The organism is Pseudomonas sp. B1-22 (assembly GCF_050474425.1).
In the GTDB taxonomy this organism is placed as follows: domain Bacteria; phylum Pseudomonadota; class Gammaproteobacteria; order Pseudomonadales; family Pseudomonadaceae; genus Pseudomonas.
In genome coordinates, this window is the sequence record NZ_JBCHVH010000003.1 from 389,749 (window position 1) to 402,683 (window position 12,935).

A 12,935-nucleotide genomic window follows, 5' to 3' on the forward strand; every position below is an offset into this window, starting at 1 on the left:
CCGGATTCAGCGGCTGCGCAGCTGATAGACGGCGTGGCTCTCGGCGACGACGTTGCCTTCCGCGTCCTTGAGCTGCAGGCCGAGGACGAAGTCGGATTTGCCGTGGGTGGTCGCCTCCTCGCCGATGCGCTGGATTTCATCCTCGCTGAGCCAGGCGTCGACAGTGACGTCGCTGGCGGCGGGGCGCAGGAAGCGCAGGCCGGCTTCCTTGACGATGGGATAGAAGCGCCGGCTGTCGAAGCTGGTCAGCATCAGGATGCCGCCGGGCAGTTCCGCCACGGTGAACAGGGCGCCGGCGTACATGTTGTGGATGTGGTTCTCGTTGCCCTTGAGCGGCATGCGCAGGCGCACATGGCCTGGCTCCAGCACCTCGGCCTTGAGGCCGGTGCGTTTGACGAAGGCGATGTGTTCTTCGGTGAGCTGACGGATGAATTCTTCGGGGTAAGGCATGGGCGCGCTCCGTATCGCCTGTTTGTCGTCTGCCCAAGACTAGCTGCGCCGCGCGGCCTGGCAATGACCGCACGGATTGACCGGATCGCTCAGTGGGTAGAAGCGTCAGACGCCGTTGTGGGACAGCCAATCCAGCAGCTGCGGCAGCGGCATGGCACCGCTCTGGCGCGCGACTTCCTGGCCGTTTCGGAACAGGATCAGGCTGGGAATCGAACGAATCCCTAAGCGGGTGGAGAGGTTCGGGTTGGCATCGCTGTCCAGCTTGGCCAGGCGCACCTTGCCCGACAGTCGCGCGGCAGCCTGTTCGAAGGTCGGTGCGAAGGCCTTGCAGGGGCCGCACCAGGCGGCCCAGACGTCCACCAGCAGCGGCAAGTCGCCCTTGGCCTGGGCGGCGAAGCTGGCTTCGTTCAGCTCGAAGGGACGGTCGACGATGACCGGCGACTGGCAGCGGCCGCAGCGCGGCGCATCGCCCAGGCGCTCGGCGGGTACGCGGTTGAGGCCGTTGCAGTGCGGGCAGGGGATGATCAGGGAATCGGACATGGCGAGGCTCCAGGGGCTATGACGCCAAGGTGGAGCCTCGCGGTCCGGGTTTCAACCCTCGGCGGAGCGTAGCGCCTGGGCGAGGTCGGCGAGGATGTCGTCGATGTGCTCGATGCCGATGGACAGGCGCACCATGTCGCGCGGTACGCCGGCCTTCTCCAGTTCCTCGTCGTTGAGCTGGCGGTGGGTGGTGGAGGCCGGGTGGCAGGCCAGGGACTTGGCGTCGCCGATATTGACCAGACGCACCACCAGTTTCAGCGCGTCGATGAAGCGCGCGCCGGCTTCCTGGCCGCCCTTGATGCCGAAGGAGAGGATCGCCGCCGGCTGGCCGCCCATGTAGCGCTGGGCCAGGGCGTGCTCGGGGTGGTCGGCGAGGCCTGCGTATTTCACCCAGCTAACCTGCGGGTGTTCCTGCAGGTAGCGCGCGACCCTCAGGGCGTTGTCGCAATGGCGTTCCATGCGCAGGGCGAGGGTTTCCAGGCCCTGCAGGATCAGGAAGGCGTTGAACGGCGACAGCGCGGCGCCGGTGTTGCGCAGCGGCACCACGCGGCAGCGGCCGATGAAGGCGGCGGGGCCGAAGGCTTCGGTGTAGGTGACGCCGTGGTAGGACGGGTCCGGGGTGTTGAGCAGCGGGAAGCGCGCCTTGTTCTCGCTCCAGGGGAATTTGCCGGAGTCGACGACGATGCCGCCGATGCTGGTGCCGTGGCCGCCGATGTACTTGGTCAGCGAGTGCACGACGATGTCCGCTCCGTGCTCGAAGGGCCGGCAGAGGATCGGCGTGGCGACGGTGTTGTCGACGATCAGCGGTACGCCATGGCGGTGCGCGGCATCGGCCAGGGCCTTCAGATCGACGATGTTGCCCGCCGGGTTGCCGATGGATTCGCAGAACACGGCCTTGGTGCGTTCGTCGATCAGCGCTTCGAGGGCGGCGATGTCGTCGTGGGGAGCGAAGCGGGTCTGGATGCCGAAGCGCGGCAGGGTGTGGGCGAGCAGGTTGTAGGTGCCGCCGTAGAGCTTGGCCACCGAGACGATGTTGTCGCCGGCTTCGGCCACGGTCTGGATGGCGTAGGTGATGGCGGCCATGCCCGAGGCCACCGCCAGTGCGCCAACCCCGCCTTCCAGCGCCGCCACGCGCTCCTCCAGCACCGCATTGGTGGGGTTCATGATGCGCGTGTAGATGTTGCCGGCGACCTTCAGGTCGAACAGGTCGGCGCCGTGCTGGGTGTCGTCGAAGGCGTAGGAGCTGGTCTGGTAGATCGGCACGGCCACGGCCTTGGTGGTCGGGTCGGGGCTGTAGCCGGCGTGAATGGCCAGGGTTTCCAGTTTCATCGTTCGAGCATCCTTGTGGGCAGAAAGGCCCGAGGATGCGAGCGGCGCCCGGCCCCGGTCAATGACCGGGAGCAATACCGCCGGGGCGCCACTAGATCGCTTTTCGCTGAGCTTATAACCGGTTCACGAGGAGCAGCTGATCTCCAGGTGTTTGCCCCAGTCCGGCGGGCGGCGGGTGAAGGCTTCGGCGCCGGGCTGTTCCTCGAAGGGCCGGCTGAGCACGTCGTGCAGACGACGCACCACGCTGTAGTCACCCTGTTCGGCAGCGGTGATGGCTTCCTGGGCGAGGTAGTTGCGCAGCACGTAGAGCGGGTTGACCGCGTGCATGCGCGCGCGCCGGTCGTCCTGGCTGCCGCCTTCGCGTTCGGTACGGGTGCGGTAATCGGCGGCCCAGGCATCGAACGCGGCCAGGTCGACGAAGTCCTCGCGTACCACCGACAGCGCCTGCTCCGCTGCCTGTTCGCCGAGGCGGCGGAAGAACAGCGAGTAGTCCACCGCGCCTTTCTGCATGGCCTGCAGCAGGGTTTGCACCAGTTCCAGGTCGCCATCTTCCGCCGTGGTCAGGCCCAGGCGGCGGCGCATCAGGTCGAGGTAGTGCGCCTGGTAGAGCGGCAGGAACAGGTCCAGGGTGGCGCGCAGGTCGTCGACTTCGACGAAGGGCGTCAGCGCCTGGCCGAGCGCGGCGAGGTTCCAGTGGGCGATGGGCACCTGGTTGCTGAAGGAGTAGCGGCCGGTGTCGTCGGAGTGGTTGCAGATGTGGTTGGCGTCGAAGTCGTCGAGGAAGGCGTAGGGGCCGTAGTCGAAGGTGATGCCGAGGATCGACATGTTGTCGGTGTTCATCACGCCATGGCAGAAGCCGTAGGCCTGCCACAGCGCGATCATCTCGGCGTTGCGCTCGACCACCTCGCGGAACAGGGCGAGGTAGGGCTTTTCCGATTCCAGGCACTGCGGGAAGTATTCGCGCAGGACGAACTCGCCGAGGGTTTTCAGCTGTTCTTCCTGCTTGGTGTAGTAGAAGTACTCGAAGTGGCCGAAGCGCACGTGGCTGGGCGCCAGGCGCAGCAGCATGGCGCCGGTTTCCTTGGTCTCGCGCCACACCGTGGTGCTGGAGCCGGTGACGCACAGGGCGCGGCTGGTGGGGATGCCGAGGGCGTTGAGGTATTCGCTGGCGAGGAATTCGCGGATCGATGAGCGCAGCACCGCGCGACCGTCGCCCATGCGCGAGTAGGGCGTCTGCCCGGCGCCCTTGAGGTGCAGGTCCCAGTGCTCGCCGGCGTCGTTCACCACTTCGCCCAGCAGCAGGCCGCGGCCGTCACCCAGGCGCGGGTTGTAGGCGCCGAACTGGTGCCCGGAGTAGACCATCGCCCTCGGCTCGGCCGCTTCCCACAGTTTGTGGCCGGCGAAGATTTCGGCGAATACCGGGGTGTCCGCTTCGCTCGGGTCGAGGTCGAGCAGCGCCATGGCCTGCGGGCTGGCGATGACCAGGCGCGGGTCGGCGATGGGATCGGGCAGGACTTCGGTGGAGAAGACGTCGCCCAGGCGGGCGAAGCGGTTATCGAAGGTCAGTTCGTTGAGCTTTTTCACACGCAAACTCCGGATAAGTCCGAGCATTGTGCTCGGATTTATCCGGAGGCGTCCACCCTCAGGCCTTGCTGGCGTCGGGCTTGTCCTGCACCGCCTTGACCGGAACCGGCGCGGTAGAGGGCTGCTGGCCGATGACCAACTGGGCTTCCTGGCCCTGCAGGTTCTTCACGAACACGTCGACCTGGTTGAAGGCCATGTCGATGCCGTTCTCGCGGAAGGCCAGGGCGATGCGGGTGAGGGTTTCGTCCACCGCCGGGTTGCGATCGCCCAGCTCGCGCACGTGGAAGCGCAGCTCGTAGTCGAAGGTGCTGGCGCTGATGGTGGTGAAGTACAGCACCGGCTCCGGGTCGCGCAGGATGCGGCTGTTGGCGTGGGCCGCGTCGAGCATGATCTTGCGCGCCAGCGGCAGGTCGCTCTCGTAGGCCAGGCCGATCTTGATGGTGACCCGCGTGACGGTGTCGCTCAACGACCAGTTCACCAGTTGGCCGGTAATGAAGGTCTGGTTGGGGACGATGATTTCCTTGCGGTCGAAGTCGGTGATGGTGGTGGCACGGATGCGAATCCGGCTGACGGTGCCGGACAGGCTGCCGATGGTCACCACGTCGCCGATCCGTACCGGACGTTCGAAAAGGATGATCAGGCCGGAGACGAAGTTGGAGAAGATCGCCTGCAGGCCGAAGCCCAGCCCCACCGACAGCGCGGCCACCAGCCATTGCAGCTTGTCCCAGCTCACGCCCAGGGTGGACAGCGCGCTGACGAAGCCGACGCCGCTGATGGCGTAGGAGAGCAGGGTGGTGATGGCGTAGGCGCTGCCCTGGGCCAGGGTCAGGCGCTGCAGCACCAGCACTTCCAGCAGGCCGGGCAGGTTGCGCGCCAGGGCCACGGTCACGGCGGCGATGACCAGCGCCATGAGGAAGTCGCCCAGGCTGATCGGCGTGGTGGATGCCGCATCGCCGGTGCCGGTGGTGTACTGGTAGAGGGTCACGTTGTCGAGGTAGGAGACCACGCTGATCAGGTCGGCCCAGACCCAGTACAGGGTGACCACGAAGCCGATCAACAGGCCCAGGCGGATCAGTCGCATCGACTGCTCGTTGATCTGCTCGATGCCCAGGGTCGGCTCTTCCACCACTTCGCCGCCCTCGATGCCTTCCTTGGCCGGCGACTGGCGCTTGGTCAGCGCGCGCTGGTAGGCCAGGCGTCGCGCCGCCACGCTCATGCCGCGGACGAAAGTGGCTTCCACCACCATCCAGAACATCAGCAGGAACAGGGTGTCGATCAGCCGGTCGGTGAGCTTGAGCGCGGTGTAGTAGTAACCGAAGCCCACCGCCAGGAACAGCGCCACGGGCAGCACGGTGAAGCCCAGGCCAACGATCATCTTGATCAGCGACGGACGTTCGCTGGAGGGGCTGCCGAACAGCAGCTGGCCCAGTATCCAGGTCATCGCCGCGTAGCCGAACAGGACGATGGCGATGCCGATCACGTCGTCGGCCAGGCTGGCCGGCTGGTGTTCGGCGACGGTGACCACCGCGACCAGCGACATCACCACCAGACCCAGTCGGCGCATCAGCTTGCCGAGGAACTGCACCTGCGGCTGGCTCCAGTGGAAGTGCCGCTCGGCGATGCCGCCCGGACGCAGGATGCGGTGCGCGGTGTAGAACACCAGCCAGACCTGCGCCATTTCCAGCAGCGCGCTGCCCAGGGTGGCGTTCTGGCCGCGGGCGTCGAGCAGCAGGGCCAGGCCGGCGATCGCCAGCGCCAGGGTGCCGGGCAGCGCGAGCAGGACGGCGAGCAGCAGGGCCAACGGGGTGTGCGCCTGGCCGTCGCGCTTGAAGTGGCCGATGTCGTCGTTCAGCGACTCCAGCTTGTCGTAGAGGAACCGGCGCTTCCACAGGAGCGCCGCGACCAGCAGGAGCAGCGGGAGGAACAGGAAGGGGCGGTCGATCAGGCCCGCGCCGAGCTCTTTCACGCCCGAGCCCCAGGGCACTTCGGCCAGCTGGTGATGCAGCAGGGTCGGGGTCATCTTGAACCATGACAGGTCCAGCGGGCGGTTGCTGGGAATCCAGAACATCTGCTCGTCGAGGGTGGCGCGCAGCTTGTCGGCGGTTTCCTTGAGCTGCTTCTGGTTCAGCTGCAGGGTGATTGCTTCGTTGAGCAGCGCGTTCAGCTCGTGGTTGAGCCGCTCCATCAATTCCAGGCGGGTGTTGACCAGTTCACTCAGGTCATGGCGCAGCTGCGGGGTGATGCTTTCCTGCGGTTGCTGGGCCAGCAGGTTGTCGATGTAGACCTCGGAGCTGTTCAGCTCGTCGCGCTTCTGGTTCAGCTCGAACTGGTACAGGCGCAGGTCGGCAATCTCGTCGGCCAGGTCGCGGTCGGTCTTGATCACCGGCAGCGATTGCTTCTGCTGGTAGAGGATCTTCGCCAGCAGCAGGCTGCCGCGCAGCACGTTGATCTGCTCGTCCAGCGCCTGCTCGCCCTGGGTCAGGTTGTCGAGCTGCTGCTTGGCTTCGAGGTCGCGCCGGGTCAGGGTGTTGAGACGATCGGTGGTGCGCAGCAGGTAGTCGGAGAGCTTGAGGTTGGCGGCGCTCTCCTGGCTCAGCAGGCTGTCGGTGCCGGCGGCCTGGTCGGCGTCCTTGGACAGCGCGGCGACGGTCTTCTCCGACTGCTCGCGGCGCTTCTCGCTGATCATCGTCTGCAGTTCGAGGGTTTCGTGCTCCTCGCGGCCGATACGTTCGGCCAGCAGGTCGCGCTGGCTGGAGGCGAGGTCGAGCAGCAGGTTGTTGCCGGCCAGTTGCTGGCGCAGCAACTGGTTCTGCGCGGTGAGCGCAGCCTGTTCGGCTACCAGCTCGTCGCGATGCTCGTCACCCAGCGGCTTGCCGCTTTCCTTGCCGACCTTGAGCAGGCTGGCGATCTCCAGCAGGCGTGTCTGGTTCCGGCTCAGGTCGGCCTGGGCGCGCTCGGGGCGGGTTTGCGCGGTGAGCGCATCGCTCTTGGCTTCGGCCATCTCCTTCTGCCAGGCGGCCAGCTGGGTGGATTGCTCGTTGAGCAGCATTTCCAGCTGGACGGCGTTGTAGCCGGCGTAGCGCTGCGAGGCAGGCTTGTCGCTGCTGCCCTTGAGGCGATTCAGGGCCTTCTGGTTCTCGCTGATCATCTTGGGCGCGTCGGCCAGCTGGCCCTTGAGATCGGCCAGCTGCTTCTCGCTGTCAGCCTTGCTCGCCAGCAGCTTGAGGGTGTTCTCGAGGCTCGCCTTGAGCAGCTTGGCGTCGGCCTCCGGCAGCTTGCGGTCGGCCAAACCGTCGAGGCTTTGCTGCACCTGGTCGGCGCTGGGCGGAGTGATGTCGGCGGCCAGCGCGGGCAGGCCGGTGAGCGTGCCGCCCAGAAGGACGACGGTAAGCAGGGTACGCAGCAGGAATGACATGGTCGCGATCAGCGGCTCGTGCGGAAAGTGGAGTGAGGTTAGTGCTGGCAGGCCGGCGCCCGCAAGCGAGCGCCGGTGGGCGGTCAGAGGAACAGGCCGGGGCCGGGGCGACCTTCGGGGAATTTGACCCCCACCTTGCGGATCTTGTTCCCATCCAGGGCGGCCACGGTCCAGGTCAGGCCGTTCCATTCCACCTGGTCGCCGATGATCGCCTGGCCGCCAATTTCGTGGGCGATGAAGCGGCCCAGGGTCTGCTCGCCGTCCACGCCGTCCAGCTTCAGGCCGTACAGCGAGGCCACGGCGGAGAGCTGGCCGTCGCCTTCGAGGACGAAGTCGCCGAAGAAGCGCGCACTCAGGCCACGGTCCGGCGCCTGGCTGAACAGCTTGCCCAAGGCGGAGAGGTCGTGCTCGTGACCGATCACGCAAAGAATGTCATCGGCTTCGAGAATGGTACTGCCCGACGGGTGCAGCAGCTGGGTGCCGCGGAACAGGGCGGCGATACGGGTGCCTTCGGGCATCTTCAGCTCGCGCAGGGCGGCGCCGATGCACCACTTTTCCTTGCTCAGGTGGTAGACGAACAGCTCCCATTCGCTGGTGGGGTGCACTTCCAGGCCGGCGCGGGAGATCGGCGCCGGGTCCGGCGGCACGATGACCCGCAGCAGCTTGGCCGCCCAGGGCAGGCTGGTGCCCTGCACCAGCAGGGAAACCAGCACGATGAAGAAGGCCACGTTGAAGAACAGCTGGGCGTTGGGCAGTCCGGCCATCAGCGGGAACACCGCGAGGATGATCGGTACCGCGCCGCGCAGGCCGACCCAGGCGATGAAGGCCTTTTCGCGGGTATGGAAGGCGCGGAACGGAATCAGGCCGACCAGCACCGACAGCGGGCGGGCGAAGAGGATCATCCATAGCGCCAGCCCCAGCGCCGGCAGGGCGATGGGCCAGAGATCGTGGGGCGTGACCAGCAGGCCGAGGACCAGGAACATGCCGATCTGCGCCAGCCAGGCCATGCCGTCGAGCATGTGCAGGATGCCGTGGCGGGAGCGGATCGGCTGGTTGCCCAGCATCAGGCCGCACAGATAGATGGCAAGGATGCCGCTGCCGTGCACCGCGTTGGACACGGCGAAGATCAGCAGCCCGCCGCTGATCACCAGCAGTGGGTAGAGGCCGCTGGCCAGGTGGATGCGGTTGATCACCTGCAGCAGCAGCCAGCCGCCGCCCAGGCCGAGCAGCGAGCCGATGCCGAACTCGCGCAGGAAGTGCCAGAGGAAGCTCCAGCTCATCCCGCTTTCGCCGTGGGCAAGCATGTCGATCAGGGTGACGGTGAGGAACACTGCCATCGGGTCGTTGCTGCCCGACTCGATTTCCAGGGTGGCGGTGACCCGCTCGTTAAGGCCCTTGCCGCCGAGCAGTGAGAACACCGCCGCGGCGTCGGTGGAACCGACGATGGCGCCGATCAGCAGGCCCTCCATCCAGCTCAGCTTGAACAGCCAGGCGGCGGCGATGCCGGTCAGCCCGGCGGTGATCAGAACCCCGGCGGTGGCCAGGGACAGCGCGGGCCAGAGCGCTACGCGGAAGCTCGCTACCCGGGTGCGCAAGCCGCCATCGAGGAGGATGACCGCGAGTGCCAGGTTGCCCACCAGGTAGGCAATGGGATAGTTGGAGAAGCCGATGCCGCCGGGGCCGTCGGTACCCGCGACCATTCCCACGGCGAGGAAGATCACCAGGATCGGGATGCCCAGTCGCGAAGACAGCGAGCTGACCAGGATGCTCATGCCGATCAGGACAGCAGCGATCAGGAAATAGCTGTTGATGGCCACGGCATCCACAGTGTATCGACCTCCAGGGTAGTGGGGAGTGGCGACGCTACTGGGGATCAGGATGCAGGCCGCATGCCAGGCGATTCTAACCTGCGGATTTGCAAGGCTGTCAAAGGTTAGTTGAGGTTCGTTCGACGACGATTTCCGGCCAGGACGCGGCGTCGCTCCAGGCGGGAACCGGGTTGAGGGTGGCGAGTGCGGCGGGCGCCCAGCTCAGCGGTTCGTCGGGAACGAGACGGACCGCCGAGAGGCAGGCTTCCCGGTCGTGTTGCAGTGTGACGAGGGCCTTGTGCACTTCGCCGGACAGGTTGGCCTGACGGCTGCCACTGACAGCGCGGACCTGCGTGTGCCAGAGGCTCCGCGCCGAACTGCCGGCGACGCCGCAGCTGCCCAGCGGCTCGTAGTAGGACGAGCCGAACTGGGCGTAGCCGGCATTGACCAGCGCATTGAAGTAGCGGCTCTGCGAGGCGATGGATTGACCATCGCCGCCACGCAGCACGGCCAGTCCGTCGGTCATCGCCTTGTCGATGGTCTTCAGGTAGACGTCGGCGTGTTCGAAGGCTTCGGCGCTGGGCTCGTTGTAGATGGGCGCGGCGTTCAGCGTCTGTGCCGGGGGGCGCAATGGGCTATCGCCGGGGAGTGCGTCCACCGAGTTCGGGGTCAGCAGGAAAACCATGCAGGTCAGCCCGACTGCGATGGCGAGCAGGGGCAGCAGAACGGGCAGGTTGTGGGACAGGCGGGGGAGCGTCGGAAGGTAGGTGGCCATGGGCATGACTGACGTGACGGTGCGCGGGCGCTATTCAACGTCATGGAACCCCGGTTTTTCTGCCGGTTGATTTGATGGTACTTGTCAGTTTTTTCCGTAATTGATGAGTGAGCGGCATAAAAAAGCCCCGGACGTGGCCGGGGCTGGAGGGACATGCAGGACTAGAACCAGGCGTCCTGCATGGTGGAACAGGTGTCGTCGCGGGCTTCGAGCAGGCCCAGTTCGTGGTGGCAGGACGGCACTTCCCAGGTCAGGAAGTAGCGCGCGGCCTGGAGCTTGCCGCGGTAGAAGTCGGTGTCCGAAGGATTGCCGCGCGCCAGGCCTTCCTCGGCTCGAATCGCCTGCTCCAGCCAGCGCCAGCCGATCACGGCGTGGCCGAATACCTTGAGGTACAGCGCGGAGTTCGCCAGCCCTTGCGCCACACGGCCCTGCATCAGGTCGCCGAGCAGGCTCAAGGTGGTTGCCGACAGGCGCGCCATCAGCTGCTCCAGCGGCTCGCGCAGCCTGTCCAGCGTCGGGTGCGCCTGGGCGCGCGCGCAGCACTGGTTGATCAGGCGGGTCAGTTGCTTGAGGCCGGCGCCGTTGTTCTGCGCCAGCTTGCGCCCCAGCAGGTCCAGCGACTGGATGCCATGGGTGCCTTCGTGAATCGGGTTCAGGCGATTGTCGCGGTAGTACTGCTCCACCGGGTATTCGCGGGTGTAGCCGTGGCCGCCGAGGATCTGGATCGCCAGTTCGTTGGCCTTCAGGCAGAACTCCGAGGGCCAGGACTTGACGATCGGGGTGAGCAGGTCGAGCAGCTCGTGGGCCTGCCTGCGTTCTTCTTCGGTGGCCAGCGTTTCGCAGTCGTCCACCAGGCGCGCGGCGTACAGGCCGAGGTCGAAGGCGCCTTCGACGTAGGCCTTCTGGGTCAGCAGCATGCGGCGCACGTCGGTGTGCTCGATGATCGACACCGGCGCGGAGGTCGGGTCCTTGGCATCCACCGGGCGGCCCTGCGGACGTTCGCGGGCGTATTCCAGGGAATACAGGTAGCCGGCGTAGCCGAGCATGATCGCGCCCATGCCGACGCCGATGCGTGCCTCGTTCATCATCTGGAACATGTAGGCCAGGCCGTGGTGCGGCTTGCCGACCAGGTAGCCGACGCATTCGCCCTTGTCACCGAAGTTCAGGGCGGTGGAGGTGGTGCCGCGCCAGCCCATCTTGTGGAACAGGCCGGCCAGGGTCACGTCGTTGCGTGCGCCGAGGGAGCCGTCGGCGTTGACCAGGAATTTCGGCACGATGAACAGGCTGATGCCTTTCACCCCGGCGGGCGCGTCCGGCAGCTTGGCCAGCACCATGTGCACAATGTTGTCCGACAGAGGGTGATCGCCGCCGGAGATGAAGATCTTGTTGCCGCGGATATGGTAGCTGCCGTCGGCGGCCGGTTCCGCGCGGGTGCGGATGTCCGCCAGGGAGGAGCCGGCATGGGGCTCGGTCAGCGCCATGGTGCCGAAGTAGCGGCCCTCGATCATAGGCTGCAGGAACAGGCGCTTCTGCTCCTCGCTGCCGAAGGTCTCGATCAGGTGGCTGGCGCCCATGCTCAGCATCGGGTAGGACGAGGTGGCGATGTTGGCCGACTGGAAGTGCGCGAAGCAGGCCCGCGAGAGCAGGTGCGGCAGCTGCATGCCGCCCTGTTCGAAGCTGCGCGAGGCATTCTGGAAACCGGCCTCGTTGAAGGCGTCCACCGCCGGCTTCACCTCCGGGATCAGTACCGCGCCGCCGTCGACGTACTGCGGTTCGTTCTCGTCGTTCTTGCGGTTGTGCGGGGCGAACAGCTCCTCGGCGATACCACGGGCGGTGCCCAGGGCGGCGTCGAAGGTCTCGCGGTTGTGGTCGGCGAAGCGTTCGCGCTGGGTCAGTGCCTCGGCGTCGAGCACTTCGTAGAGTTCGAAAGCGAGGTTGCGGGAGCTGAGCAGGGTCTCGGACATGGTCGATCTCCGTGGGAATCGCCGCAGTCTAGTCTGGTGAATGAAGTCCTCACAGAATCATCCATGAGCGTGATAAAGGGCTAAAACACCTCGACTACGGCTACACTGCGCGCCTTGAGGAGTCTGCCATCCATGAACTACCGCCACGCCTACCACGCCGGCAACCATGCCGACGTGTTCAAACACATCGCCCTGGCGCGCATCTTCGCGCTGATGGCGCGCAAGGACACGCCCTTCGCCTACCTCGATAGCCACTCGGGCGTTGGCCTGTACGACCTGCTGGGTGACGAAGCCAGCCGTACCGGCGAATGGGAGTCGGGTATCGGTCGCCTGTGGGAACGCGAGGACCTGCCGGAGCTGGTGCAGGACTACCTGGAGGTGGTGCGGGCGCTCAATCCCGACGGCGAGCTGGAGTTCTATCCCGGTTCGCCGGAGTTGGCGCGCCGCCTGACCCGGTCGCAGGACCGGGTGCTGCTCAACGAGCTGCATCCCGAGGATGGCCGCCTGCTCAAGGCCAACATGGGCGGCGAACGCCGCATCGCCGTGCATCAGGGCGACGGCTGGCTGCTGCCGCGCGCCTTCCTGCCGGTGTCGGAGAAGCGCGGCGTGCTGCTGATCGACCCGCCCTTCGAGCAGCCGGACGACCTGGAGCGCTGCGTGGCCGCGCTGGACGAGGCCATCGGTCGCATGCGCCAGACCGTGGTCGCCATCTGGTACCCGATCAAGGACCGTCGCCAGCTCAAGCGCTTCTACCAGCGCCTGGAGAAGTGCTCGGCGCCCAAGCTGCTGCGTGCCGAACTGTGCGTGCATCCGGCGGATACCGCCGAGCGCCTGAACGGCTCCGGCCTGGTCATCGCCAACCCGCCGTGGCCGCTGGATGAAGAGCTGCGCGGCCTGCTGCCGTGGTTGGCGGACACGCTGGCGCAGAGCGAAGGCGGCTGGCAGCTGGACTGGCTGATCGCGGAATGAAAAAAGCCCCGGCAAGTGCCGGGGCTTTTTCGTGGTGCGGTGTGCTGGTGCGTGGGCGGGCCGATCGCGGACGGAGTCCGCTCCTACGTCACCGGGTAGCA

Annotated in this window: 9 protein-coding genes; 1 reads left to right on the forward strand and 8 read right to left on the reverse strand. The window is 66.5% G+C overall.

The genetic code is table 11. The features are described from left to right. Nucleotides 1-6: 6 nt before the first annotated feature. The 8 genes from ACQ5BL_RS13760 to ACQ5BL_RS13795 form a co-directional block, all read right to left on the reverse strand. Nucleotides 7-450: a YiiD C-terminal domain-containing protein gene (locus ACQ5BL_RS13760; protein ID WP_243804265.1), complete on the reverse strand. Its 444-nt coding sequence runs from the start codon at nt 448-450 to the stop codon at nt 7-9. Nucleotides 451-555: 105 nt separating this feature from the next. After that, complete coding sequence (gene trxC, locus ACQ5BL_RS13765; RefSeq protein WP_243804267.1) at nt 556-990, reverse strand: thioredoxin TrxC; 435 nt, start codon at nt 988-990, stop codon at nt 556-558. Between the two features lie 51 nt (nt 991-1,041). Beyond that, nucleotides 1,042-2,319 (reverse strand): bifunctional O-acetylhomoserine aminocarboxypropyltransferase/cysteine synthase, encoded by a 1,278-nt coding sequence (locus tag ACQ5BL_RS13770; protein WP_243804269.1) that lies wholly within the window; start codon nt 2,317-2,319, stop codon nt 1,042-1,044. Between the two features lie 123 nt (nt 2,320-2,442). Then, nucleotides 2,443-3,903, reverse strand: coding sequence for a protein adenylyltransferase SelO (gene selO / locus ACQ5BL_RS13775; protein ID WP_243804271.1), 1,461 nt, complete (start codon nt 3,901-3,903; stop codon nt 2,443-2,445). Between the two features lie 58 nt (nt 3,904-3,961). Further along, nucleotides 3,962-7,318 carry a mechanosensitive channel MscK gene (gene mscK, locus ACQ5BL_RS13780; RefSeq protein WP_243804273.1) on the reverse strand — a complete coding sequence of 1,119 codons (3,357 nt, stop codon included), beginning with the start codon at nt 7,316-7,318 and terminating at the stop codon, nt 3,962-3,964. 83 nt (nt 7,319-7,401) lie between these two features. Further along, nucleotides 7,402-9,144, reverse strand: a complete 1,743-nt coding sequence (locus ACQ5BL_RS13785; RefSeq protein ID WP_243804275.1) for a potassium/proton antiporter — start codon at nt 9,142-9,144, stop codon at nt 7,402-7,404. 100 nt (nt 9,145-9,244) lie between these two features. After that, on the reverse strand, nt 9,245-9,901 hold the full coding sequence (locus ACQ5BL_RS13790; RefSeq protein ID WP_243804277.1) for a hypothetical protein: 657 nt from the start codon (nt 9,899-9,901) through the stop codon (nt 9,245-9,247). Between the two features lie 161 nt (nt 9,902-10,062). Beyond that, nucleotides 10,063-11,865, reverse strand: a complete 1,803-nt coding sequence (locus ACQ5BL_RS13795) for an acyl-CoA dehydrogenase (RefSeq protein ID WP_243804279.1) — start codon at nt 11,863-11,865, stop codon at nt 10,063-10,065. A gap of 132 nt (nt 11,866-11,997) precedes the next feature. On the opposite strand from ACQ5BL_RS13795, the gene ACQ5BL_RS13800 reads away from it, so the two are divergent. After that, on the forward strand, nt 11,998-12,834 hold the full coding sequence (locus tag ACQ5BL_RS13800) for a 23S rRNA (adenine(2030)-N(6))-methyltransferase RlmJ (protein ID WP_243804281.1): 837 nt from the start codon (nt 11,998-12,000) through the stop codon (nt 12,832-12,834). The last annotated feature ends 101 nt before the right edge of the window (nt 12,835-12,935 follow it).

Excerpts from the sequence above, each read along its gene's own strand:
- ACQ5BL_RS13760 (WP_243804265.1), bottom strand. The coding sequence starts at position 450 with ATGCCTTACCCCGAAGAATTCATCCGTCAGCTCACCGAAGAACACATC.
- trxC (WP_243804267.1), bottom strand. The coding sequence starts at position 990 with ATGTCCGATTCCCTGATCATCCCCTGCCCGCACTGCAACGGCCTCAAC.
- mscK (WP_243804273.1), bottom strand. The coding sequence starts at position 7,318 with ATGTCATTCCTGCTGCGTACCCTGCTTACCGTCGTCCTTCTGGGCGGC.
- ACQ5BL_RS13790 (WP_243804277.1), bottom strand. The coding sequence starts at position 9,901 with ATGGCCACCTACCTTCCGACGCTCCCCCGCCTGTCCCACAACCTGCCC.
- ACQ5BL_RS13770 (WP_243804269.1), bottom strand. The coding sequence starts at position 2,319 with ATGAAACTGGAAACCCTGGCCATTCACGCCGGCTACAGCCCCGACCCG.
- ACQ5BL_RS13800 (WP_243804281.1), top strand. The coding sequence starts at position 11,998 with ATGAACTACCGCCACGCCTACCACGCCGGCAACCATGCCGACGTGTTC.
- ACQ5BL_RS13795 (WP_243804279.1), bottom strand. The coding sequence starts at position 11,865 with ATGTCCGAGACCCTGCTCAGCTCCCGCAACCTCGCTTTCGAACTCTAC.